Annotated in this window: 21 protein-coding genes; 7 read left to right on the top strand and 14 right to left on the bottom strand. The window is 59.8% G+C overall.

The features are described 5' to 3' along the window. Positions 1–89 precede the first annotated feature (89 nt). From hflX to KGD89_RS02695, 7 genes are all read right to left on the bottom strand, one after another. Entirely contained in the window at positions 90–1,391 is a 1,302-nt protein-coding gene (gene hflX / locus KGD89_RS02725; RefSeq protein ID WP_025258297.1) for a ribosome rescue GTPase HflX, read from the bottom strand. A 12-nt stretch (positions 1,392–1,403) separates the two neighbouring features. After that, positions 1,404–1,664, bottom strand: a complete 261-nt coding sequence (gene hfq, locus KGD89_RS02720; protein ID WP_025258296.1) for an RNA chaperone Hfq — start codon at positions 1,662–1,664, stop codon at positions 1,404–1,406. A 92-nt stretch (positions 1,665–1,756) separates the two neighbouring features. Beyond that, on the bottom strand, positions 1,757–2,728 hold the full coding sequence (miaA, locus tag KGD89_RS02715) for a tRNA (adenosine(37)-N6)-dimethylallyltransferase MiaA (RefSeq protein WP_025258295.1): 972 nt from the start codon (positions 2,726–2,728) through the stop codon (positions 1,757–1,759). Further along, positions 2,729–4,669, bottom strand: a complete 1,941-nt coding sequence (gene mutL, locus KGD89_RS02710) for a DNA mismatch repair endonuclease MutL (RefSeq protein WP_025258294.1) — start codon at positions 4,667–4,669, stop codon at positions 2,729–2,731. Beyond that, the gene (locus KGD89_RS02705; protein WP_025258293.1) at positions 4,669–6,084 is read right to left on the bottom strand and encodes an N-acetylmuramoyl-L-alanine amidase; all 1,416 of its coding nucleotides are present in this window, start codon (positions 6,082–6,084) and stop codon (positions 4,669–4,671) included. The genes mutL and KGD89_RS02705 overlap by 1 nt, the downstream gene beginning before the upstream one ends. 14 nt (positions 6,085–6,098) lie before the next feature. Then, positions 6,099–6,569 carry a tRNA (adenosine(37)-N6)-threonylcarbamoyltransferase complex ATPase subunit type 1 TsaE gene (tsaE, locus tag KGD89_RS02700; RefSeq protein WP_025262626.1) on the bottom strand — a complete coding sequence of 157 codons (471 nt, stop codon included), beginning with the start codon at positions 6,567–6,569 and terminating at the stop codon, positions 6,099–6,101. Beyond that, positions 6,557–8,053 (bottom strand): bifunctional ADP-dependent NAD(P)H-hydrate dehydratase/NAD(P)H-hydrate epimerase, encoded by a 1,497-nt coding sequence (locus tag KGD89_RS02695; RefSeq protein WP_025258292.1) that lies wholly within the window; start codon positions 8,051–8,053, stop codon positions 6,557–6,559. Before KGD89_RS02695 ends, tsaE begins: the two co-directional genes overlap by 13 nt. A 63-nt stretch (positions 8,054–8,116) precedes the next feature. Here KGD89_RS02695 and queG point away from each other — a divergent pair, with 63 nt between their 5' ends. Continuing rightward, positions 8,117–9,196 carry a tRNA epoxyqueuosine(34) reductase QueG gene (gene queG, locus KGD89_RS02690; protein WP_038399739.1) on the top strand — a complete coding sequence of 360 codons (1,080 nt, stop codon included), beginning with the start codon at positions 8,117–8,119 and terminating at the stop codon, positions 9,194–9,196. Between the two features lie 21 nt (positions 9,197–9,217). On the opposite strand, the gene KGD89_RS02685 is transcribed toward queG, so the two are convergent. Then, on the bottom strand, positions 9,218–9,829 hold the full coding sequence (locus tag KGD89_RS02685; protein WP_025258291.1) for a trimeric intracellular cation channel family protein: 612 nt from the start codon (positions 9,827–9,829) through the stop codon (positions 9,218–9,220). Between the two features lie 99 nt (positions 9,830–9,928). Beyond that, positions 9,929–10,462: an oligoribonuclease gene (gene orn / locus KGD89_RS02680; protein WP_025258290.1), complete on the bottom strand. Its 534-nt coding sequence runs from the start codon at positions 10,460–10,462 to the stop codon at positions 9,929–9,931. A 107-nt stretch (positions 10,463–10,569) separates the two neighbouring features. On the opposite strand from orn, the gene rsgA reads away from it, so the two are divergent. Next, positions 10,570–11,601, top strand: coding sequence for a small ribosomal subunit biogenesis GTPase RsgA (gene rsgA, locus KGD89_RS02675; protein WP_025258289.1), 1,032 nt, complete (start codon positions 10,570–10,572; stop codon positions 11,599–11,601). 55 nt (positions 11,602–11,656) lie between these two features. Here the strand turns inward: rsgA and motB are convergent, their stop codons facing one another. Then, a complete protein-coding gene (gene motB, locus KGD89_RS02670; RefSeq protein ID WP_025258288.1) occupies positions 11,657–12,673 on the bottom strand; it encodes a flagellar motor protein MotB in 1,017 nt (338 codons plus the stop codon). 3 nt (positions 12,674–12,676) lie between these two features. After that, positions 12,677–13,528, bottom strand: a complete 852-nt coding sequence (gene motA, locus KGD89_RS02665; protein WP_025258287.1) for a flagellar motor stator protein MotA — start codon at positions 13,526–13,528, stop codon at positions 12,677–12,679. A 200-nt stretch (positions 13,529–13,728) separates the two neighbouring features. Here motA and KGD89_RS02660 point away from each other — a divergent pair, with 200 nt between their 5' ends. The 4 genes from KGD89_RS02660 to KGD89_RS02650 all read left to right on the top strand — a co-directional run bounded on the left by KGD89_RS02660 (position 13,729) and on the right by KGD89_RS02650 (position 19,080). Continuing rightward, positions 13,729–15,264 carry an HDOD domain-containing protein gene (locus tag KGD89_RS02660; protein WP_025258286.1) on the top strand — a complete coding sequence of 512 codons (1,536 nt, stop codon included), beginning with the start codon at positions 13,729–13,731 and terminating at the stop codon, positions 15,262–15,264. Between the two features lie 44 nt (positions 15,265–15,308). Then, entirely contained in the window at positions 15,309–16,124 is an 816-nt protein-coding gene (locus tag KGD89_RS25910; protein ID WP_025258285.1) for a rhodanese-like domain-containing protein, read from the top strand. Positions 16,125–16,172: 48 nt separating this feature from the next. Then, on the top strand, positions 16,173–17,036 hold the full coding sequence (gene asd / locus KGD89_RS25905) for an archaetidylserine decarboxylase (protein ID WP_025258284.1): 864 nt from the start codon (positions 16,173–16,175) through the stop codon (positions 17,034–17,036). Positions 17,037–17,295: 259 nt separating this feature from the next. Further along, a complete protein-coding gene (locus KGD89_RS02650) occupies positions 17,296–19,080 on the top strand; it encodes a hypothetical protein (RefSeq protein ID WP_025258283.1) in 1,785 nt (594 codons plus the stop codon). 48 nt (positions 19,081–19,128) lie between these two features. Here the strand turns inward: KGD89_RS02650 and serB are convergent, their stop codons facing one another. After that, on the bottom strand, positions 19,129–20,343 hold the full coding sequence (gene serB / locus KGD89_RS02645) for a phosphoserine phosphatase SerB (RefSeq protein WP_025258282.1): 1,215 nt from the start codon (positions 20,341–20,343) through the stop codon (positions 19,129–19,131). 129 nt (positions 20,344–20,472) lie between these two features. Here serB and KGD89_RS02640 point away from each other — a divergent pair, with 129 nt between their 5' ends. Then, positions 20,473–22,017: a HAMP domain-containing protein gene (locus KGD89_RS02640; RefSeq protein WP_025258281.1), complete on the top strand. Its 1,545-nt coding sequence runs from the start codon at positions 20,473–20,475 to the stop codon at positions 22,015–22,017. A 74-nt stretch (positions 22,018–22,091) separates the two neighbouring features. Here KGD89_RS02640 and KGD89_RS02635 read toward each other — a convergent pair whose 3' ends face one another. Both KGD89_RS02635 and parC read right to left on the bottom strand, forming a co-directional pair. Beyond that, positions 22,092–22,787: a PqiC family protein gene (locus tag KGD89_RS02635; protein WP_025258280.1), complete on the bottom strand. Its 696-nt coding sequence runs from the start codon at positions 22,785–22,787 to the stop codon at positions 22,092–22,094. 179 nt (positions 22,788–22,966) lie between these two features. Then, positions 22,967–25,222: a DNA topoisomerase IV subunit A gene (gene parC, locus KGD89_RS02630; RefSeq protein WP_025258279.1), complete on the bottom strand. Its 2,256-nt coding sequence runs from the start codon at positions 25,220–25,222 to the stop codon at positions 22,967–22,969. Positions 25,223–25,226 lie beyond the last annotated feature (4 nt).

Raw genomic sequence — 25,226 nt, 5'->3', positions numbered from 1 at the left:
TCCATCTGATAAAGCAAAGACGCGCCCACGGCGCGCCAACCAATGCTACAGAATGCCCGTTAAAGCCGTACAATGGCTTTACCGCGCTTTTATTGCAAAGTGTGTTGCTCAATGAACTCCAGCGGCTGCAGTCCTTCGCGACTCACCAGGCGATTGAATTCGACTCGCGGCAGACGAACTGCCAACAGGCTGGCACCTTCTTCGTCATGGTTTTCACTCTGCACCGCGCCCAACTCAAAAAACTGTGCGCGCAGTCGAGCAAAACGCTGAGGCAAACGCAAGGTGCCGACAAACAAATCGTCACCCAGCAGTTCGGCCACAGCCTGCTTGAGCAGGTCCAGCCCTCGACCGTCATGGGCAGACACCCAGACACGCTGCGGCTTGCCATCGGCATCGCGTTGTATCTGAGGATCCACACCTTCCAGCAAATCGAGTTTGTTATACACCTCAAGGATCGGCAAGCCCTCGGCGCCGATCTCTCCCAGCACCGCCATGACCTGTTCGATCTGCGACATGCGGTCAGGCTCATGGGAATCGATCACATGCAACAGCAGGTCCGAGTTGCTCGACTCTTCGAGCGTTGCCCGGAAAGCCTCGACCAGCTTGTGCGGCAGGTGACGGATGAAACCCACGGTATCGGCCAGAACGATCGGCCCCAGATCGTCGAGCTGCAGACGGCGCAGGGTCGGATCGAGGGTTGCGAACAACTGGTCGGCCGCGAACACCTCAGAGTCTGTCACCGCATTGAACAGTGTCGATTTGCCGGCGTTGGTATAACCCACCAGTGAAACCGAAGGAATATCGGCGCGCTTGCGCCCTCTGCGGGCCTGATCGCGCTGACTGCGAACCTTTTCCAGGCGCGCCTTGATCTGCCGCAGGCGAACCCGAAGCAGGCGACGGTCCGTTTCCAGCTGGGTTTCACCCGGCCCACGCAAACCGATACCACCTTTCTGACGCTCAAGGTGAGTCCAGCCACGAACAAGACGGGTACTCATATGCTCAAGCTGGGCCAGTTCGACCTGCAGCTTGCCTTCGTGAGTGCGCGCACGTTGCGCGAAAATGTCCAGAATCAGACCGGTGCGATCCAGCACGCGACACTCGAATGCACGCTCGAGGTTACGTTCCTGGCTGGGCGAGAGGGTGTGATTGAAGATAACCAGATCGGCCTGCTCGGACCTGACCTGGTCGCGAAGCTCTTCGACCTTGCCAGTGCCAATCAGGTATTTGGCCGATGGCCGATGACGCGGCACGTTGATAAACGCGACGGTATCGGCACCCGCCGATATGGCCAGCTCCTGAAACTCCTGCGGATCTTCGCGCGCCTCAGGGTCCTGACCATCCAGGTGAACGAGAATTGCCCGCTCACCACCACTGTGGCGCTCAAAGAACAAGGCAGACTCCTATCAGGCGTTACCTGGCTCAGCGTCACCCGAATCGGAATCGGTAGCGCTAGGCAGGCGAATCGGACGAACAGGAACAACAGTGGAGATTGCGTGCTTGTAGACCATCTGGCTGACAGTGTTTTTCAGCAGGATGACGAACTGGTCAAAAGACTCGATGGTGCCTTGCAGCTTGATGCCGTTAACCAGATAGATCGAAACCCCGACCTTCTCTTTACGCAAGGTATTCAGGTAAGGGTCTTGTAGCGAATGCCCTTTTGACATGTGCCGCACTCCTTTAAGGATCAATAATAATAAAACGAATTCGATTGGCTTGAACCGGCCACCCCCCAAGGATAGACGGCAATTGCAAGGACTCAGCCCAATATGGAGGCCGATCCCAGGTATTTCAAGGTGCGTGGCAGATTGTCGCGTGCCAGGCTGTCCAACCAGTGCAAATTCTCCCAACTGCGTAGCCAGGTGAACTGCCTTTTAGCCAACTGGCGCGTGGCAATGATGCCCCGCTCCTGCATTTCTTCCCGTGTCAGCTTCCCTTCCAGGTGATCCCAGACCTGGCGATAACCGACAGCTCTTATCGATGGCAAACCCGAATGCAGGTCTCCTCTTGAGCGCAAAGCCAGTACTTCGTCCAGAAACCCCTGATCCAGCATTTGCAAAAAGCGTAGCGCGATGCGGTCATGCAACACCTTGCGATCAGCCGGAGCTATCGCGAGACTGGCCACAGTATAGGGCAATTGCTGACGCCCGGACGCTGCGGCTTGAGCAGTTTGCTCAGATTGTTGCTCGCGATGCGCAGTCATGTTCATCCCGCTGACTCGATACACCTCCAGCGCCCTGATCAGACGCTGCGGATCGTTGGGATGTATACGTGCCGCAGACACCGGGTCCACGGCAGCCAACTGATCATGCAACGCCTGCCAGCCATGGGCCTTTGCGTGAGCTTCAAGCTCGGCTCGAACCTGTGCATCGGCGGCAGGCATATCGGCAAGCCCGTCCAATAGAGCCTTGAAATACAACATAGTGCCGCCCACCAGCAAAGGAATATTTCCCCGTGCGGTAATTTCGGCCATGGCGGCCATGGCGTCAGTACGGAAATCGGAGGCGCTGTAGCTTTCGGACGGGTCGAGAATATCGATCAGACGATGGGGAAATTCGGCCAGTTGCTCCCGTGAAGGCTTGGCCGTGCCGATATCCATGCCACGATAGACCAGCGCCGAATCGACGCTGATCAGCTCGCAGGGCAGGACTTTGGTCAGTTCGATGGCAAGATCGGTCTTGCCAGCGGCAGTTGGCCCCATGAGAAAGATGGCCGGTGGTAAAGCATTCATTCAACGACCGCGCAGGAATAATTTGTCCAGGTCGTCCAGGCCCATCTGGGTCCAGGTGGGTCGACCATGGTTGCATTGGCCGCTGCGCTCGGTGTTTTCCATATCGCGCAGCAAGGCGTTCATTTCCGGGATGGCCAGACGGCGATTGGCCCGAACCGCGCCATGACACGCCATGGTGCCCAGCAGTTCGTTGATATGCGCCTGCACCCGGTCGCTGGTGCCGTATTCCATCAGGTCGGCCAGTACATCGCTGACCAGACGGTTCGCCTCGGCCTGCTTGAGCAGTGCCGGAATCTGCCGGATGGCCAGGGTTTCCGGGCCAAGGCGCTGCAATTCGAAGCCCAGGCGCTGGAAGGTCGCGATGTGCTCTTCGGCACAATCGGCCTCGCGCTGACTCACCGCCAGCGACTCGGGCACCAACAACGGCTGCCCGCTGAGGCCTTCGCTGGCCATGGCGATTTTCAGGCGCTCGTACATGATGCGCTCATGGGCGGCATGCATGTCCACCAGCACCAGCCCGTGGGCGTTTTCGGACAGGATATAAATACCCTTGAGCTGCGCCAGTGCGTAACCCAGTGGCGGAATATCGCTTTGCGACGCCGGTAGCGAAGCCGGTGCAGCCTCGGGCAGCGGCGCGAAAAACTCCCGATAGGCACTTTGCGCTTCGGCAGTTGGCAATGCGGAAGTCGGACGTGGCGAGTACTGATACTGATAGCCGCCGCCCGAACCGCCAGATGCCGGTCGCGCATAAGGCTCGCCCTGAGGCTGCTCCAGCACATTGTTCGCCAGACGCATTTCACCTTGCGGCCCGAACTCCCCGGCCTGCGGCCCGCTTGGGCGTTCGACCACGGGTATCGGCGCACTGGTCAACTGATCGTCGGGGCGCACATCACCCAGGGAACGATGCAGGGTGCCGTACAGGAAATCATGCACCATGCGCCCGTCACGGAAGCGCACTTCATGCTTGGTCGGGTGAACGTTGACGTCCACGGCAGCCGGATCCAGCTCGAAAAACAGCACGAATGTCGGGTGCCGACCATTGAACAGCACGTCGCGATAGGCCTGACGAACCGCATGGGCCACCAGCTTGTCGCGCACCGCACGGCCATTGACGAAGAAATACTGAAGATCCGCCTGACTGCGCGAGAACGTCGGCAAGCCGACCCACCCCCACAGATGCAGGCCATTGCGCTCGATTTCTATCGGCAGCGCCTGCTCCAGGAAGCCAGGCCCGCAGATCGCCCCCACACGACGCGCTCGCGCAGCATCGTCATGGGCTTCGTGCAGGCTGAGCACAGTTTTACCGTTGTGGCGAAGATGGAAAGCGACGTCGAAACGCGCCAGCGCCATGCGCTTGATGACTTCCTGCAGGTGATCGAATTCGGTCTTCTCGGCCTTAAGGAACTTGCGACGCGCCGGCGTATTGAAAAACAGATCCCGCACTTCCACCGAAGTACCGACCGGATGCGCGGCGGGTTGCACACGCGGCGCCATGTCGCGACCTTCGGTTTCGACCTGCCAGGCCTTGTCGGCATCGCGGGTACGAGATGTCAGGGTCAGGCGCGCCACAGAGCTGATCGACGCCAGCGCCTCACCCCGAAACCCCAGGCTCATGACACGTTCAAGGTCTTCCAGCTCGCGAATCTTGCTGGTGGCATGTCGCGCCAGTGCAAGAGGCAGGTCATCGGAAGAAATGCCGCTGCCGTCATCACGGACTTTCAGCAGCTTGATACCGGCTTGCTCGACATCGACATCAATGCGCCGGGCACCGGAATCCAGGCTGTTTTCCAGCAGCTCTTTGATGACCGAGGCCGGGCGCTCGACCACTTCGCCCGCGGCGATCTGGTTGGCCAGTCGCGGGCTGAGCAGTTCGATTCGGGCAGCATTCACTGCTGCATTCACGGCGTCGGATTGATCGCCATCGAGAAGGAGGTCACTCATTATTGCGCAGCGACCTCCGTACTCGGAATGCTCAGATCCTGGCCGATGCGCAAGGCATCGGTCTTCAGGTTGTTGGCATTGCGCAGGGTCGCCACGCTCATGTCATAACGGGCAGCCACCATCGCAAGGGTTTCCCCCGAGCGCACGACATGGGTACGAGGCCCTTGCGCCAGCTTGCCGTTATCCCGCAGCCAGGCGATGTAAGTGCCTTGAGGCGGATTCTGCTGGAAGAACTGTTTGACGCCCGAATTGATCGAGCGGGCCAACGCTTGCTGGTGAGAAGAGGTCGTCAGCTTGTTCGCTTCGTTGGCGTTGGAAATGAAGCCGGTTTCCACCAGGATCGACGGAATGTCAGGGGACTTGAGCACCATGAACCCGGCCTGTTCGACACGGGATTTGTGCAGCGAAGTCACCCGACCGATATTGCTCAACACCTTCTGCCCGACGTTCAGGCTCGACGACAGCGAAGCCGTCATGGACAGGTCCAGCAGCACGCCCGCCAGCATCCGGTCCTTGTCATCCAGACTGACCGCACCGGCACCACCGATCAGGTCGGAACGGTTTTCACTGTCCGCCAGCCAGCGTGCTGTTTCGGAGGTTGCGCCCTTGTCGGACAAGGCAAACACCGAGGCACCAAAGGCTGCTTTTGAAGGTGCGGCGTCGGCGTGAATGGACACGAACAGGTCTGCGCCCTTGGCACGAGCGATTTCCGTACGTTTGCGCAACGGAATGAAATAGTCGCCGGTGCGCGTCAGCTCGGCACGGTAGCCCTTTTCACCGTTGATCTGGCGCTGCAACTCCTTGGCGATGGACAACACCACATGTTTCTCTTGCTGGCCTCTGCCGCCAGAGGCGCCAGGGTCTTCGCCTCCATGACCGGCGTCGATGACGACCACGATATCGCGCTTGCCGTTGGGCACAGGCGTCAGCTTGATTTCGGGCTTGGCCGGGCTCACAGGGACAGCGGGCGCAGTATTGGCCACGTTGTCCGGGATAGTCGGCGCAGGATTGGCGTCGGCGGCATTGTCGAACAGGTCCACCACCAGGCGGTTGCCGTACTGCTGGTTGGGCGCCAGGGTGAAGCTCTTGGGCGTGACCACCTTTTTCAGGTCGATGACCACCCGCAGATCCGTCGGAGTACGTTGAGCCGAACGCATGCTGGTGATCGGCGTATTGGCCGTTGCCACATTCAGCGGCCCGGCAAGGGTCGCACCATTGATATCGATGACCAGACGATCAGGCGATGTCAGCGTGAAAACACTGTGCTGGACAGGCCCGGACAGATCGAAAACCAGCCGGGTGTTATCCGGTGCACGCCATAAGCGGACACTTCGTACTTGGGTAGCGGCCAGCGCTTCGACGGCCACAGCCATCACCAGCAGGCCCACTACAGTAACCAGCGCGCGCATGCGCATACCTAACCCCATATCTATTTGAATTCCAAAGCCAAAGCGGCACACCAGGTTTCGCCACGCGAGCCTTGAGGGCTCAATGTTACAGACCGCCCCTGCTCATGCGGCCTAATGGTAATGGTCAGGTCGGGCTTTGGCAAAAAGCCTGTGCCGCGCTGAGGCCATTCGATCAGGCAGAGCACATCCCCATCGAAGTAATCCCGCACGCCCATGAACTCCAGCTCCTCGGGATCCACCAGACGATACAGATCAAAGTGAAAGGCGCGTATCGAACCGATTTCATAGGGCTCGACCAAGGTAAACGTCGGGCTCTTGACCGCCCCCACATGCCCGAGCCCACGGATCAGGCCACGGGAAAGCGTGGTCTTGCCCGCCCCAAGATCACCTTCGAGAAAAATGACGCCGACACCCTGGGTGACCTGACCCAGACGCGAGCCAAAACCCATCATGGCCTCTTCGCCAGTCAAATGCAGCGTTAACTCAGACACGGTTGTAGCTCCTCCAATAACTGACGAATGGCTGGAATTGTATCGCTGGCCGCCAGCCCGCGACCTGAAGCACCCGCCTGCTCTCCGGCGCGGGCATGCAGCCAGACACCGAGGCAGGCCGCATCGAATGGCGTCATGTGTTGCGCCAGCAACGCGCCGATCAACCCGGCCAGCACATCGCCCAGACCAGCCGTGGCCATGGCCGGATGGCCTCGATCACACAAGGCCAGGCGCCCATCGGGATCGACAATCAGGCTGCCGCTGCCCTTGAGCACACAGACGGTATTGAATTTACGGGCCAGCGCACGCGCCGCTGACGGGCGATCGGCCTGGACCTCCTGGGTGCTGATCCCCAGAAGCCGCGCAGCCTCACCGGGATGCGGGGTAATGACACTATTTACCGGCAGACTCACAATGCCACCCGCCAGTTGATTCAAGGCATCGGCATCCCAGACCTGCGGTCGCCCGGCATCAGCCGCTGCCGACAACAGACAGCGGCCCCAACTCGCCTGCCCCAATCCGGGACCGACCACCAGCACAGCGGCTGGCTCGATCAAAGCCAGCAACTGATTGGCAGAATGAATCGCCGCGCTCATGACTTCCGGCATCCGTACCAATGCCGCAGGCACATGCTCACTGCGGGTCGCCAGAGTGACCATGCCGGCGCCGCTACGCAATGCGCTTTCGGCACTCAACAAGGCTGCACCGCCAAAACCATGATCGCCGCCAATCACCAGAACCCGCCCATACAGCCCTTTGTGAGCGGCCTTGGGACGTGACGCCAGCGCTGGCAGGTTAAATGTATCCAGGCGTTTCGCACTGACCGGCGTCTGCGCGACCAGACTCGAATCCGCCTGCAAATCATCAAAGACCAGCTCACCGACCCGATCCGCCGCATCACCGGTCAGCAGCCCAAGCTTCAGGCCGATAAAGGTCACGGTCAGTTCGGCACGTACGGCGACACCCAGCACTCGTCCCGTATCGGCACTCAGGCCCGACGGAATATCCACCGCCACAACCGGCAAGCCACTGGCGTTGATTGCCTTGATCGCCGACAGATAAGGCTCGCGCACTTCGCCGTTCAAGCCCGTCCCCAGCAAGGCATCCAGCACCACTCCGGATAACGCCTGAGCGGACCAGGGCTGAATATCCACACCCGTGGCAACAGCCTCGCCATGGGCTGTGGCGGCATCGCCCGTCAGCGCGGCAGAATCTCCCACCGCCAGCACCCTTACCCGCCAACCGGCCTTCTGTGCCAGTGACGCCACCAGATACCCATCCCCGGCGTTGTTGCCGCGCCCGGCCAGCACCGTCAACTCACCCGCCTGAGGCCACTGCCGACGCAAGGCTCGCCAAGTCGCATGGGCTGCGCGCTGCATCAATTCCAGACCCGGCGTACCTGCGGCAATCAGCCGGGAATCCAGATCCCGGACCTGATCGGCACTGTACAGCGCGTCGGGTAAATGAGGTTTAGTGTCGAACATGCGTATCCGGGCTCCGATGTCTGGCAGAATTATACGCACCTTGGACCCGGTTTCTCTCTGCGCATGCCTGCTATTACTGCTGAACTTCCAACTTCCGATGACCTCATCAGCCTTGCGCAATCGATCAAGGAGTGGGGCCGTGAGCTGGGCTTTCAACAGGTCGGCATATCAGGGCTCGATCTGGCAGAGCATGAACAGCACCTAGAGCGCTGGCTCGAGGCGGGTTACCACGGCGAAATGGACTATATGGCCGCCCATGGCAGCAAACGTTCCCATCCAGACGAATTGGTACCGGGCACGTTGCGTGTCGTGTCATTACGCATGGATTATCTGCCGGGCGATACCGAAATGGCACAGCGCCTGACAGAACCGGAAAAGGCCTACGTCTCGCGTTACGCCCTTGGGCGCGATTATCACAAGCTGGTTCGCAAGCGCGTCCAGCAACTGGCCGAGCGCATTCAGCAGTCAATCGGGCCGTTCGGCTTCAGGGCATTCGTCGACAGCGCGCCGGTACTGGAAAAGGCCATCGCCGAACAGGCCGGGCTGGGTTGGATCGGCAAAAACACTCTGGTGCTCAATCGCAAGGCAGGCAGCTTTTTCTTTCTCGGCGAACTGTTCGTGGACTTGCCGTTACCTGTAGATGCACCGCACGCAACCGAACATTGCGGACGCTGCACCGCCTGCCTGGACATCTGCCCCACCGCGGCCTTCGTCGGGCCTTACGTGCTGGATGCCCGGCGTTGTATTTCCTACCTGACCATCGAACTCAAGACCTCGATCCCCGAAGAGCTGCGCTCCTTGATCGGCAATCGGGTGTTTGGCTGTGACGACTGCCAGATCGTCTGCCCCTGGAACCGCTTCGCCCGCCCCACAAGCCAGAGCGACTTCCAGCCACGCCACAACCTGGACAACGCCGGGCTGGCCGAACTGTTCATGTGGAATGAAGAAAAATTCCTCAGCAGCACCGAAGGCTCGCCACTGCGACGCGCCGGTTACGAGCGCTGGCTGCGCAATCTGGCAGTGGGACTGGGCAACGCCCCCTCCACCATCCCCGTCCTCCAGGCCCTGGAAGCTCGCCGCGACCATCCATCAGAAATGGTGCGCGAGCATGTGGAATGGGCGCTGAAGCAGCACGCCCTGTAGGAATGAATTCGTTCAGTAAGCTCAGTGTTCGTCCTTGTAGACGAACTTCGGCATTTCCCATTTGAAGCGGATGGCCAGCAAGCGCAGCAGGAAGCCGCCGAAGAGGGTAATCAGGATGCCTTGCTCGGTTGGCAGCTCCAGATAGCGGCACAGCAGGAAACACCAGGCCGCCAGGAATGACACGCTGGCATAGAGTTCGCGCCGGAAGATCAGGGGAATGTCGTTGCAGAAGATATCCCGAAGGATGCCGCCAAAAACGCCGGTGATAACGCCACATACTGCGCAAATGAGCATGCCATGCCCGGCCTCCAGCGCAGTCATGCAGCCAATGAGGGTAAAAGCCACCAACCCCAGGGCATCAAGGACCAGAAACAGCGAGCGCAGATGGCGCATCAAGGGCGCGATAAAGATCGTCACCAATGCCGCTACGCTGGTCAGGACCAGGTATTCCGGGTGTTTGACCCAGGTCAGCGGGTAATGCCCAATCAGCACATCGCGCACCGAACCGCCGCCAAGCGCAGTGACACAAGCGATCAGCACCACACCGAACCAGTCCATGCCGCGACGTCCGGCAGACAAAGCGCCCGTCATGGCTTCAGCCGTGATGGCAATCAGATAAAGCATCAGCAACATGGCGACTACACCTGCGACAAAGGCGCGCAGTCTAACCAGCGGATCAACGCACTGAAAGAGTGCGGCGAGGTTTATTCGCCACACTCAGGCAGCAACCCATTACTTGATGAAATGCTCGCGGTAGAAACGCAGCTCGGCAATCGACTCCCGAATGTCGTCCAGCGCAAGATGGGTGTTGCCTTTCTTGAAGCGCAACTCCGGCGACCAGCGGGCAGCCAGTTCCTTGAGGGTGGAAACATCGAGGTTGCGGTAGTGGAAATAGTTTTCCAGTGCCGACATGTGTCGATACAGGAAGCGGCGATCCTGGCAAATGCTGTTGCCACAGATCGGCGAGCTGCGCTCCGGTACCCACTGTTTGATGAAGTCCAGGGTCTGAGCCTCGGCTTCAGCCATGCTGATGGTGCTTTCGCGAACCCGCTGGGTCAGGCCCGAGCCGCCATGTTGACGGGTATTCCACTCGTCCATCCCGGCCAGCGTTTCGTCGCTCTGGTGAATGGCGATCACCGGCCCTTCGGCCAGCGTATTGAGCTCACTGTCGGTGATGATCGTGGCCATTTCGATGATGACATCGGTGTCCGGGTCCAGGCCGGTCATTTCCAGATCGATCCAGATCAGGTTTTGCTTGTTCTGCATGTGACGACTCCTTGGCTAGGCTTCGCAGTTTAGCTCACCCCGGCGTGCTAGACTCCGCCGGATTCAATGTACGACCCAATCATTCGCTTCATCAACTCGGAACACCCATGGCCAAACGCCAACTCAATCGCCGCCAGAACTGGCGCATCGAAAAGATCCAGGGCGAACGCGCCGCCCGCGCTGCAAAACGCGAGACGCAGGCTCTGGAAACCCTGGAGGGCGGCGACCTCGGCCCCGAGCAGACCGGGCTTGTGATCGCTCACTTCGGTGTGCAGGTTGAAGTCGAAGCCCAGGACGGCGAACAGCGTGGTCAGGTTTTCCGCTGCCACTTGCGCGCCAACCTGCCAGCGCTGGTTACCGGCGACCAGGTGGTCTGGCGTGCAGGCAACCAGGGCATTGGCGTTATCGTTGCGCAACTGCCCCGCACCACCGAACTCTGTCGCCCGGACACCCGCGGCCAGCTCAAGCCGGTAGCAGCCAACGTCGACCTGATCGTGATTGTCTTCGCGCCGATGCCCGAGCCTCACGCCAACCTGATCGACCGCTATCTGGTTGCCGCCGAACACGCCGGCATTCACCCGTTGCTGCTGCTCAACAAGGCCGATCTGATCGACGAGCAGAACGCTCCGGCGCTCAACGCCCTGCTGGCGGTGTACCGCACACTGGGTTATCCGGTCATGGAAGTGTCGGCACATCATGGCGATGGCATGCAACAGTTGCAGAACCGCCTCGATGGCCATATCAGCGTATTCGTGGGCCAGTCGGGCGTGGGCAAGTCTTCGCTGGTCAACAGCCTGCTGCCGGAAGTCGAGACACGTGTCGGCCCGCTGTCGGAGCTGTCCGGCCAGGGCACGCACACCACGACCACTGCCCGCCTGTTCCACTTCCCCCGTGGCGGCGACCTGATCGACTCACCGGGTATACGCGAATTCGGCCTGGGCCATGTCAGCCGTGCCGATGTGGAAGCCGGTTTCATCGAGTTCAACGACCTGATCGGCACCTGCCGCTTCCGTGACTGCAAGCATGACCGTGAACCGGGCTGTGCCTTGCTCAAGGCTCTGGAAGATGGCCGGGTTCAGCAGCAGCGCATGAACAGTTATCGCTCGATCATCGCCAGTCTGCCGCAAGACAGTTACTGAAACGCACACAAAAGCGCCGCGATGATCGCGGCGCTTTTGTATCGGTTGTCATCACTCAGTTTTTGGCGGGTTCAGCCCGCAACTGGCCTTCCTCGAAGATATTCAGCTTTTGCCGAATCTCGTGAGGCTGGGCATAGGCCTGCGGATCGACCGGCACCGTAGTGGACGCTCCCGGAGCCCCTGGCGCTGCCGGAGCAGGCTGAGTCTGCGGCGCACCACCGGTATTCTGATCACCCTCGATACGCTGCTGGGCCTTTTTGGTCAACACGACGATATCGATACGACGGTTTACCGGATTGAACGGATGCTCACGGTCATACAACGACGAAGAAGCATACCCGACCACCCGGGCGACCTGCGAATCAGGGTAACCGCCTGCCACCAGCGCACGACGTGCAGCGTTGGCGCGGTTTGCCGACAGTTCCCAGTTACCGAACTCACCGCTACCCACATAAGGTTTGGCGTCGGTGTGGCCGCTGATGCTGGTCTTGTTCGGCACCGTGCGAATGGTGTCGGCCATGGCCAACAGAATGTCCTCGAAGTACGGTTTCAGACGGGCGCTGCCGGAGTCGAACATGGGCCGGTTATCTGCGTCCATGATCTGGATCCGCAGGCCATCCTGAGTGATCTCGAACAGGATCTGATCCTTGAACTTCAGCAGTTGCGGGTTCTCTTCAACCTTGTTCTGCAGTTCCTGCAACAGCATCTCAAGACGCTCCTGCTCGACCTGCTCAGCCTTGGATTCAGAGGTATCCGACTCGATAGGCACGGTATCCGGGGACGGCGTGGTCTTGACCTCGGGGTTGAGGGTCTGGTTAGGCGACATCTCGGGCGAGCCGCCCAGATCGATCACATAGGGCGAGCCACTGTCAGTGAAGCCGACCGGGTCCTTGAAGTAACCTGCGACCGCGATCAACTGCTCGGGTGTGGCAGCAGACAACAGCCACAGCACCAGGAAGAACGCCATCATCGCTGTCGCAAAGTCAGCAAAGGCAATCTTCCAGGCGCCACCGTGGTGTCCGCCACCAAAGCGCTTTACGCGCTTGATGATTATCGGCTGATTATTTTCCATGACTTAACGACCGCGAACCGCTTGTTCCAGCTCACTGAAGCTGGGCCGATGCGCCGGATACAGAACCTTGCGACCGAACTCCACGGCCAGTGAAGGTGGCATGCCGGAAGCCGAAGCCACCAGGGAAGCCTTGATGCATTCGTAGACGTTCATCTCTTCCTTGGCATCGTGAGCCAGGGAAGTGGCCAGCGGGCCGAAGAAGCCGTAGGCCGCCAGAATACCGAAGAAGGTACCTACCAGGGCCGCACCTACGTGCATACCGATAGCGGCCTTGTCGCCGGAACCCAGGGAAGCCATGGTGATCACGATACCCAGTACCGCTGCCACGATACCGAAACCGGGCATACCGTCGGCAATACCGGTAACGGCGTGGGAAGGATGCTCAAGCTCTTCCTTCATGCTCAACAACTCCATGTCGAACAGGCCTTCGAGTTCATGGGGCGCCATGTTGCCCGACGACATGATCCGCAGGTAATCGCAGATATAGGCCGTCATGCGTGCATCCTTGAGCACGCCAGGGTACTTGGCGAAGATCGGGCTGGAAGCCGGCTCCTCGATATCCCCTTCAATCGCCATCATGCCTTCGCGGCGGCTCTTGTTGAGGATCTCGTAGACCAGACCCAGCACTTCCAGATAGTAGGCGTGAGTAAAACGCGTACCGAACATCTGCAAGGACTTCTTGAAGACGTGCATGGTCATATAGCCAGGGTTGGCCTGGAGGAATGCACCCAGGGCTGCACCACCGATAATCAGCACTTCATAGGGCTGAAACAGCGCTGCGACCTGGCCGTGGGATAGAACGTATCCGCCGAGCACGCTCGCGAAAACGACGATGATGCCGATAATTTTAGCCATAGGTAGAAAATACTTATCGAGTCGGGTTCAGGGGCAAGTGCGGAAACTCTTGTTCTACGTATCGGCCTCCTTGGTCCAGACTATAGTCAGTTATTGTGAAAAACCAGTTCGACCCTAGAACAAAGGCTTGAAAACAGCTGTCCAGCCCTGAAGAATCGCAGCCTGCGCTGCATAAAAAAATCAGCTGTAAAGGCCTTCCAATGTCGACCGCAAGCTCTGTGAAGCACTCGATACCCAAGACCCTCGATGCCTGGATCAAGCATCTGGACGCCGTGGACTTGCCTATCCCCTCGGTGAACCACAATCATGTTCGCGACGCGCTGAAAGACAGCCGCCGCTCGCTGCGCGACATCGCCGACATGATGCAGGAAAGCCCGGAGCTGGTATTGAGCGTGCTGCGTGAAGCCAACCATAAAAGCCATGGCATGGTGGAACCGGCGGAAAGCCTGGAGATTGCAATCAACCGACTGGGGCTGGCCCGCACCGAAATACTGCTCGGTCGCCTGCCTGCCAAGGACCCCAAGGACATACCGGCCGCTTTCCGCCAGTTGATCCTTATCAGCCAGCATGCCACGCAACAGGCCAATGGGCTGTTCGCCAGTCGCCTCGCCCGTCTGTGGCAGGACATCCATCTGGGCAGCCTGTTGTTTCTGTCGCCGCTGTGGCCCATGGCACTCGCGCACCCCAAGCTTCTGGAGGACTGGGAAGTGCGGGTCATTCACAAGGGCGAGTCCAGCAGCGTGGTCGAGAAAGAGCTGTTCGGCGTCAGCCTGCTGGAGCTGTGCCTGGCGCTGGCCGAGTTCTGGCGTCTGCCGGTCTGGGTCACCCGCGGCTATAAAGTGCTGATCAACGAGCGACGCGAGCTGGTCAAGGCCCTGCACATCGCCCGTGAGGATCAAGACCCGTTGCGCCAGCAGCAACTCATGGATGCCGACCCGAACCTGCGTCGCTGGCTGAATCAGCCAGCCAATACCGTGCTGCTGGGCAATGGCCTGGCGCTGTCGGCCCAACAGGCTTGGAACAGCCCGCATTGCCTGCGCTGGGAGCGGCTCGCCAGCCTTTATCTGCAACAGCCACTGGCGGAAGTCCAGCAACAGGCTCACCAGAACGCCGCCAACAGCGCTCGCATCCATGCCGAAACAGATTTGTGGCATCCGGCCGAATCCCTGATCTGGCCCTGGGATGCCCGACGCATCAGACGCGACAACGATGTCGCCCCCCCGCCCTCCGCCGACGCCCTGCAACAGTGGCGCAAGCAGTGCGCCGAATTGCTGGTAGAACCCACGCCGTTCATCAATTCCATGCACCTGACCACGACCGCTCGCGATGCTTTGGTGGCCTGCGGTATGGAGCGGGTCATGCTGCTGATGGCGGACAAGACGGCCAGCGTAGTACGCGTGCATCTGGCCGGCGGGCTGCCACCAGAAGTTTCGGGGCTCCAATTCTCTATAAAGGAAAGTACGGTCCTGCAGCGCCTGCTGACCCAACCAACCCAACTGCGCATCACCCCCACCAACCATGCACAATTTGCGGCGCTGCTGCCTGCTGCCCTGAAAGGCATCTTCAAGGGCGAGCACTGGCTGATCCGCTCACTGGGCAACAACGGCAGGGTCCTGCTGCTGGTGGTCGCGGATCAGGGTGGAGGTCCATTGTCGGAAATATCCGTTCAGGCATTCGGAAAAACCGCGCAATGTATTGAGCGATCACTGGCTATCTTTAGCCAACGCAAAGCCTGAGGCCTGGCGTACAATTCGCACTTCCCCTTTATCGGAGGCTGCAAATGTCCGTCTTCACTGGTTTGCCGTTGGTCATCGAGCCACAAGATCTGCTTGAGCGCCTTGACGCCCCGCAACTGATCCTCGTCGATCTGACCAGCAGCGCCCGTTACGAGGCTGGTCATATCCGCGGCGCCCGCTTCGTCGATCCCAAGCGTACCCAACTGGGCCAGCCACCTGCGCCAGGCCTGCTGCCGGCCCATGGGGATCTCGAAAGACTGTTCAGCGAACTCGGCCACAATCCGGACGCCGTCTATGTGGTCTATGACGACGAAGGCGGCGGCTGGGCCGGACGTTTCATATGGCTGCTGGATGTCATCGGCCACACTGGCTACCACTATCTGGATGGCGGCGTGCTGGCATGGGAAGCGCAATCCTTGCCGCTGACCACCGATGTTCCGGCTGCTGCGACCACTCCTGTGGCCCTCACCCTGCATGGCGAGCCCACCGCGACCCGCGAATATGTGCAGTCGCGCCTCGGTGCTGCCGATCTGGCGATCTGGGATGCACGTGGGCCGACCGAATATTCAGGGGAAAAGGTTGTGGCAGCCCGAGGCGGTCATATTCCTGGCGCAGTCAACTTTGAGTGGACTGCCGGCATGGACAAGACCCGCAACCTGCGTATCCGCCAGGACATGCCGCAGATCCTGGAAAACCTGGGCATCACTCCCGACAAGGAAGTGATCACCCACTGCCAGACCCACCACCGCTCCGGCTTCACTTATCTGGTGGCCAAGGCTCTCGGCTATCCACGAGTCAAGGCTTACGCCGGGTCATGGGGTGAATGGGGCAATCACCCGGACACCCCGATCGAGAAGTGACATCAGCTCCAAACGAGTCGGCTCCTCCCTCAAGCTTTAGGAATATAAATGAAAGAGCGTCTGTTCATCCTTAGTCAGCACCTGCTGCCACATCATCTTCTGTCCCGTCTGGCGGGCTGCGTTGCCGAATGCCGCGTGCGCTGGTTCAAGAATGCCTTCACAGCCTGGTTCGCACGCCGCTATCAGGTGGACATGTCTCAGGCCCAGGTCGAAGACCTCACTGCCTACGAGCACTTCAACGACTTCTTCACCCGCGCCCTGAAACCGGACGCACGCCCACTGGACACCACTCCCGGCGCCATCCTGTGCCCGGCCGACGGCGCCATCAGCCAGTTGGGTCCTATCGAGCACGGCCGTATCTTCCAGGCCAAGGGCCACAGCTTCAGCGCACTCGAGCTGCTGGGCGGCGATCCAAAACTCTCGGCTCCGTTCATGGGCGGCCAGTTTGCGACTGTCTACCTGTCACCAAAGGACTACCACCGCGTCCACATGCCTCTTGCCGGGACCTTGCGCGAAATGGTCTACGTGCCAGGCCGTCTCTTTTCGGTCAACCAGACCACCGCCGAAAACGTTCCAGAGCTGTTCGCCCGCAATGAGCGCGTGGTCTGCCTGTTCGACACCGAGCGCGGTCCGATGGCCGTTGTACTGGTCGGCGCCATGATCGTCGCCTCGGTGGAAACCGTCTGGGCCGGGCTGGTCACGCCGCCCAAGCGCGAACTGAAAACCGTGAGCTATGACGAAGCCGCACGCGCACCAATACACCTGGAGAAAGGCGCCGAGATGGGCCGCTTCAAGCTGGGTTCCACCGCTATCGTGCTGTTTGGCCCGGATCAGGTTAAATGGGCCGAGGAACTGACCGCTGGTTCCAAGGTGCAAATGGGACAAGCCATGGCAGCACCTGCCCAGGCCTGAAACATCTCCTGACTTGAAATGCACAGGTACTCAGGAACCTGTGCTCAAGCCAGTGCTCCAAGGGAAGCAGACAGGTAATGGCATGAGGCCATAAAAGCTGCGAGAACGTGTCGATGCTGTTAAAGTCGCCTTATCGGTGCTGTAGGAAGCAGCGCACTTTAATTGACGCATGCACGATAAATTCACTGCAAAAATGCGTGAAATTCGTCAATCAAAGCCACCGTTCTGGCCTTTGAAGTAGCTGGAGTCTGCCTGTCACATGAGTAATTTGAGCTTACCTCTGTTGTTGCGTGCACCCACGCCAACACAGTCGAGCCTGTCATTCTGTGAACCCAATCCCCGCGACCTGAAACGCTGGATCTCCAGCCTGCCCAAAGCAAACATCGGCGAAATGGCCCGCCAGCTCTATCAAGGGCTGTCCGAACTCAACCAACTGATAACCCCCGGCGAGAACCGCCTCCAACTGCTGGAGCTGCTGCGCCCGGAAGTCTATTTCGTCTGCAGCCATCTGGAGCGGCACTTCCTCAATCAGGCCATCGTGCTCGATGAACGTCCGCGCAAGGTCGCCAATCTCTGCCAGGCGCTGCAAAACCACCTGGCAACCGGCTACAAACAGATCATCCAGAATGTGGCGACGCGCTACAGCAAGGAACAGGGCGCCCTGCTCACCACCGCCTTGCAACGCGCCATGCACGCACTCAACGGCCCCTTGATCCGCGCCAGTCAATTGTATTGCCCGGTGCAGGATGGCCTCTGGCTTGAGCTGCACAACATCTATCAGATTGCCCGCCAGTACCGGTTGCACAGCACGCCGGTGAATGAGCCGCTGGGCACCCATACTCGCACCCTGAGCGTCGAGCAGACCTATGCCATCGCGCTGCTGATGGGTTGCTCACGCAGCAATCAGATGCGCCAGCTGAATATCGGCAAGATGGCCGAAGCTCTGGAAGCCTGGAGCACGCTGATCACGCTGCAATCGCCAGCCAATGAAAACAGCCTGTTTGCCCTGGACCCCACGTCCGACAAACCGCCGCTTTATCGCACGCTGTTTACCGAAGAGCAGTTGCCCAAGCTGCTGGGGATCAACTCCCTGGCACTGGCCGACGCCCTCAATAAATACCTGGAACTGCCCGCCGATCAGCGCTCGCAGTCCAGATTACTGGTCCCGCCTCGTACCACCACCGACCTGCTGCAACATCTGGCAGCAGCCTGGGGCGATGTGGCCGAACGAACCTTTCAGCGCACTGCGGGCCAGGGCACGCTCAAACTGTGCATCGGCATGAGCGCCCTGCACTATTACGTCGGCGGCCAAAAGTCCTTCACCGAGCAGTTACTGCTGCCGGCCGCGAGCAGCGTGGCGGATTTCAGCCTCAAGGTGGTCAACGACACTACCGACGACCCGTGGTCCAACGCCTTCGATACCCATCGCGGCAATACCTCGTCGGTCTTGCTGCCTTTCGAGGAAATCGAATACCAGTCCGCCGATGGCGACAACGAGTCGGCTTCCAACGCCCAGAACATCTTTGCGACCTTTGAACTGAATATCGTCAACCACAGCCCCGGCGGCTATTGTCTGGCGTGGCCCAAAGAGGTCCCGCCACAATTACAGGCCGGTGAACTGGTGGGTATTCAGGATGACGCCGGTCAGGGCTGGAGCATCGCCATCGTGCGCTGGGTCAGACAGGTGCGCAGCGGCGGCACCCAGATGGGCATCGAACTGATCGCCCCATTCGCGCAGCCCTGTGGCATGCAATTGATACGTGAAGGGCAGAACAGCCAGTACCTGCGCACCCTGATGCTTCCGGAAGTCCGCGCCATGGGCAAGCCACCGACCGTGCTCGCCCCGCGCCTGCCCTTTCAGGAAAACAGCCAGGTCATGATCAACGTCAATGGCGAAGAACGCCGGGCAGCGCTGAGCAACCGGCACATCAGCAGCGCCAGCTACAACCAGTTCGAGTACAAGATCTACGATGCGCCCAAGGCCACGGAAAGTGAAAAGCCGAAGCCGGGGCAGGAATTCGATTCGTTGTGGAGTTCACTGTAGCCGCCGCAAGCCTTCAGAGGATTGCGACAGCTACACAGACCAGGCGTGTCAGCCGCGCCCCTCGCGGTCCCGGAAGCCCAGCAGGTACAGAACCCCGTCCAGACCCAGTGTCGAAATCGCCTGTTTTGCAGACTGCTTCACCAGTGGCTTGGCGCGGAACGCGACCCCAAGACCGGCAATCGCCAGCATCGGCAAGTCATTGGCGCCATCGCCCACCGCGATAGTCTGCTCCAGACTCAAACCTTCCTTGTTCGCCAGCTCACGCAGCAGATCGGCCTTGCGTTGAGCATCGACAATCGGCTCGACTGCAACACCGGTCACTTTGCCGTCGACCACTTCCAGCTCGTTGGCGAACACATAGTCGATGCCCAGCTTCGCCTGCAACTGCTTGGCAAAGTAAGTGAAGCCGCCGGAGAGGATCGCGGTCTTGTAGCCCAGGCGCTTGAGTTCGGCAAACAGGGTTTCAGCACCTTCGGTCAGGCGCAGGGAAGCACCGATTTCATCCAGCACCTTCACATCCAGCCCTTTGAGCAGCGACAGACGCTCCTTGAAGCTGGCGCGGAAATCCAGTTCGCCACGCATGGCGCGCTCGGTGATTTCCGAAACCTGCTCACCGACGCCGGCCGCCTTGGCCAGCTCATCGATGACTTCGGCTTCGATCAGGGTCGAATCCATGTCGAACACGGCCAGACGGCGGTTACGACGGAACAGCGAATCCTGCTGGAACGCAATATCGACGTTCAGCTCCTGGGCCACGCTGAGGAATTCGGCCTGCATGGCCTTCGGATCCGCAGGCTCGCCGCGCACGGAGAACTCGATGCAGCCTTTGCCCTTGTCGGCTGGCGTGTCGAGGGGCATGCGCCCGGACAGACGATCTATATGGTCGATATTAAGGCCGTATTTTGCGGTGATAGAACTGACACACTGCAATTGCTCGGCCGTGACCTTGCGGGTCAGCAGGGTCACGATATGCCGTGCCTTGCCTTGCCCGTCGACCCATTGCTGATAATCCTCTTCGGACACCGCAGTGAAACGCACCTGCTGATCGAGCTTGTAGGCTGTGAACAGGATGTCCTTGAGGACGGAAGAGCCCTGTTCGGTATCCGGAATTTCGACCAGGATGCCGAACGACAAGGTGTCGTGAATCACCGCCTGACCAATATCGAGGATGTTCACGCCACCCTGGGCAAGAACACCGGTGATGGCCGCAGTGAGACCCGGACGGTCGACACCAGTGATGTTAATCAGGACGATTTCGCGCAAGGCACACCCCAGCAGTGGAAAAAAACCGCATTCTAACCACTTTCTGTGACCGTCGGGCACAGCCAGCGCTTTGCCGCTACTGGGACGGTCGTTATACTGCGCGCAACTTCACCGAAAGAGCCGTGCTCTGTGAACCGGCCCACGCCCGTTAAAACCGATAATTTCTTCCTGCTGATCTTTCGTGCATTGCGCCACCGCCGTGTACCGATAGCTTTGCGTATTGCCAGCCATAACGTGATCCTGGTCGCCTTGGCGTTGGTGATTTACGCCGGCGTGATGGGCCTGCAATTCAAGCAGGCCATGCACGAACAGGCTGACGCACTGGGGCAGGCCCTGACCACACAGACTGCAACGTCGGCCACCGAGCTGCTGGTGTCCAACGACATCCTCAGCCTCAACGTGCTGCTGGGCAATCTGGTCAAGAACCCGCTGGTGGCCCACGCTGCTATCTATAGCGTCGACAACCGCATCCTTGCGGAGGCCGGGCAGCGTCCGAAAAACAGCCTGCTGGGTGAAGCCCAGGGTCTTTATGAAATAAAGATCACTTTCCAGGATGTCATGGCCGGACACCTGCGCATCAGCCTGGACATGACGCAATTCCAGCAGCCCATGACCATCAGCCTGCAAAGCATGGGCATTCTGGCTGGCATCCTGCTTGCGTTGGCGCTGACCTTGAGCCTGCGCCTGGGCCGCCATATATCCACGCCACTGCTGCAACTGCGGATCTGGCTGCGTGATATCGACCCTTACACCCCCGCCACCGACCGCCAGGATGAAATCGGCGATCTGGCGCGGCAACTGCGCTCCTCCTTCGCCCCACCGGTTCCAGAGCCGCAAACGCCGCCGGAACCCGAGTACAGCGAAGACGACGATGCATATCTGGAGCCTGAAGACGAGCAGCCAGCGCCTTCATTTTCGGCACGGGATACAAGCTTCGATGAAACGCCCAAGCCTCGCGTGATCGCGCCTCCCGCGCAACGTCGCTTCGTGGCGGAAGAAGATGAAGAGGACGAGGAAGATCCGTTTGCCGATCTTCGCGACAACTCCAGCAACACACCGGCCATTCGCCCTGCTGCTGGGCTGTCCACCCCAGGCGAGCCACAGCACAGCGCAGTACTGGCCGTGCAACTGGGCGCCCAGGATCAACTGCGCCGCCTGCCACGCGCTCGCCTGACCGACCTGCTGCAACGCTATCGCGACTGCCTCGATCAAGCAGCTTCGCTCTATGACAGCGAACTGCACACCCTGAATGACGGCAGCACACTGATGCTGTTCCACAGCCAGGAAAGCGGTGAGGACTACCTGACCAATGCGATCTGCTGTGGCGAACTGCTGCGTGCATTGAGCCATGCCTTGCAGATCGAAGTCGCCGACAGCGGCATCACCCTGCAATTGCAGTTGGGCCTGACGCTGGGTGAAGGCCTCTCCGGCCTGAGCCAGATCGATCTGCTGCTGACCGAAACCGCCCAGGACGCACTGGCGCTCTCTCAGCACAGCCGCAACCTGCTGCTGGTGGAGCGCAAGATCAACGACGACACTCTGATCCGCCAACGCGCCCGCATCCGCCCGATCGCAAGCCCGGAAGGCGCCTGCTGCGTAGAGCGCCTGATGGAGCCTTATCCGTCCATGCTGGAGCGCCAGCTGGCGCGAATGCATGAGACGCACAAGGCCTGAATGACCTCGCTCCTACCTGGATAGAGCCAACAAAAAAGCCCGCATCGCTGCGGGCTTTTTTGTTGGGTTCAGACTTAGAAGCGGAACACTTCAAGGTCTGTGCGTATCGGTGAAGCCATCGGGATCTTCGGTTTATCGGGCTCTTTGGCCTTCGCAACCGGAGCCTTTTTCGGCTCATCAACGACTTGCCAGGCAATTGGCTTGACCGCCATGCTGACCTGATCGGCCAGACGCTGCAGCAAAAGACCCTGCGCCCGGACCTGATCGGCAGAGCCACCGCTGTGGACCTCTTCCAGGTGAACCAGACGGCTGTCACGAACATTGCCCTTGCGATCCAGCAAACGCCATTGCGCATCGAGCACAGCAGGTTGCTTGGCACCCGAATCCAGACGGGTGATGGACAACACGACCTGAACATCAGGCTTGAAGTTCGCAACCGCAGGCGCCAGTACAACTCGCTGGCTGTCCAGCTTCCAGGCCAGTTGACGCAGCAGGAGCTGGTCAATGTCCGAAGAAAGGTTGCCGGCCCAGCGGCCATCGGATGAAGCCGTCAGCGTACCGTCAGGCTGACGTTGCAGTAGGGTTTCACGTTGCAGATAGTCAGCAACTGAAACCGGGCCCAGTAAAACGGCAAGACCGGTGCTCTGTTTCGGCTGGCCCGGGTCACCACTATCGAGCTGATACAGTGCAGTCGGCTGATGCATGCTGCAACCAGCCAGACCTAAAACACCCGTCATCAACAAGACAAAGGGAAGGCGTAGAAAATTCATCGTCCCATCCAGGTGGCCACCACGGGCGGCCACAGTGTAGATACTTATAGGCTCGTACGGGCACTAAGCCAGCCGAGACCCCAAGACACCATATCATCCGTGAATATTCGCCATGACTCCAGCGATTATGCGTCGATCTTCATGGCAAAATGAAGACCGCTGGCTCTAAATGAATATTCCTAGCTGTTTTCCACCAACAAGGTATCCACACGCTGGAAGCCTCTTGGCAGTTTGTTCCCTCGTCGTCCACGCTCTCCTTTGTAATGTTCCAGATCATCGGCCTTGAGCGACAGTGTACGCTTGCCGGCCTGAAGCACCAGCGTAGCGCCTTGCGGGATTACCGCCAGGTCTGTCACGTATTCTTCCCGACTTGCCACACGCTCGCCCGGAATACCGATGATCTTGTTGCCCTTGCCCTTACCCAGTTGCGGCAGGTCGCTGATCTTGAAAACCAGCAACCGGCCTTCAGTGGTCACGGCTGCAAGCCAGTTCTGCTCTCGATCGGCCACAGGCCGCGGCAGAATGACTTTTGCACCTGCCGGCAGGCTCAGAAGTGCCTTGCCAGCCTTGTTCTTGGCCTGCAAGTCTTCACCTTTTACCACAAAACCGTAACCTGCATCGGATGCGATGACATACAGCGCGTCATCATCAGGCAGCAGCACGCACTCAAAGCTTGCGCCTGGCGGTGGTTGCAGCTTGCCGGTTAACGGCTCGCCCTGGCCCCGCGCATTCGGCAGCGTATGCGCCGCAACCGAGTAGCTGCGACCGGTCGAATCGATAAAGACCGCAAACTGGTTGGAGCGTCCGATGGCTGACGTCTTGAAGCCATCGCCCGCTTTATAGGAAAGCCCCGTGGCGTCGACATCATGGCCCTTGGCGCAACGCACCCAGCCTTTTTCGGACAGCACAACCGTCACCGGCTCGGTCGGCATCAGTTCGTTTTCGGACAAGGCACGAGCTTCGGCACGCGCAACGATCGGCGACCGGCGGTCGTCCCCATAGGTTTCGGCATCGGCAATCAGCTCGGCACGCACCAGCTTGCGCAGCTTGGATTCACTGCCCAGCAGGGCTTGAAGCTTGGCCTGTTCCTTGAGCAAGGCATCCTGCTCGCTGCGCAGCTTCATCTCTTCCAGACGCGCCAACTGACGCAGACGGGTATCGAGGATGTAGTCAGCCTGGATTTCCGTCAGACCAAAGCGTGCGATCAATTCGGCACGCGGATGCTCGGCGGTGCGGATGATATGGATCACTTCATCCAGGTTCAGATACGCCGTGAGCAAACCGTCCAACAGGTGCAGGCGGTGCTCGACTTTATCGAGGCGATATTGCAGGCGGCGACGAACGGTGGCGATACGGAATACCAGCCACTCATTGAGCAGTGCCTTCAGGTTCTTGAGCTGCGGCTTGCCGTCCAGGCCGATGATATTGACGTTCACCCGGTAGCTGGATTCCAGCTCGGTAGTGGCGAACAGATGCTGCATCAGCTCGTCGACTTCAACCCGGTTGGAGCGCGGGATAATGACGATACGGCAAGGATTTTCGTGGTCGGACTCGTCACGCAGGTCGGCCACCATCGGCAGCTTCTTGGCCTGCATCTGGGCCGCGATCTGCTCCAGCACCTTGGCGCCGGACACCTGGTGCGGCAGCGCGGTGACCACGATATCGCCATCTTCGACGCGATACACGGCACGCATGCGCACCGAACCACGACCGGTTTCGTAGATTTTCAGCAGGTCGGCCTGGGGCGTGATGATTTCCGCTTCGGTCGGGTAATCCGGGCCTTTGACGTGAACGCAGAGGTCTTCGATGCTGGCTTTGGGGTCATCGAGCAGATGCACGCAGGCACTGGCCACTTCCCGCAGGTTGTGCGGCGGCACATCGGTAGCCATGCCCACGGCGATGCCGGTGGTGCCATTGAGCAGGATATTCGGCAAACGCGCCGGCAAGACGGCAGGTTCATCCAGGGTTCCGTCAAAGTTCGGCACCCAGTCCGCAGTGCCCTGACCCAGCTCGCTGAGCAGCACTTCGGAATAACGCGACAGCCTGGCTTCGGTGTAGCGCATGGCCGCGAACGACTTGGGATCGTCCGGCGCACCCCAGTTACCCTGCCCGTCCACCAGCGTGTAGCGATAGCTGAACGGCTGGGCCATAAGCACCATGGCTTCGTAGCAGGCCGAGTCGCCGTGCGGGTGGAACTTGCCGAGCACGTCGCCCACGGTACGTGCGGACTTCTTGTGCTTGGCGTCAGCACCGAGGCCCAACTCGCTCATGGCGTAGACAATGCGTCGCTGTACAGGCTTGAGGCCGTCGCCGATATGCGGCAAGGCACGGTCCATGATTACGTACATGGAGTAGTTGAGGTAGGCCTGTTCGGTGAAGTCAGCCAGTGATCGGCGTTCTACGCCATCCAGGCTGAGGTCAAGGGAGTCGCTCATGCGG

It is taken from the genome of Pseudomonas cichorii, from assembly GCF_018343775.1.
Classification (GTDB): Bacteria; Pseudomonadota; Gammaproteobacteria; order Pseudomonadales; family Pseudomonadaceae; genus Aquipseudomonas; species Aquipseudomonas cichorii.
Note: the sequence above shows the minus strand (reverse complement) of the source record. Positions and strands in the feature narration are given on the sequence as shown.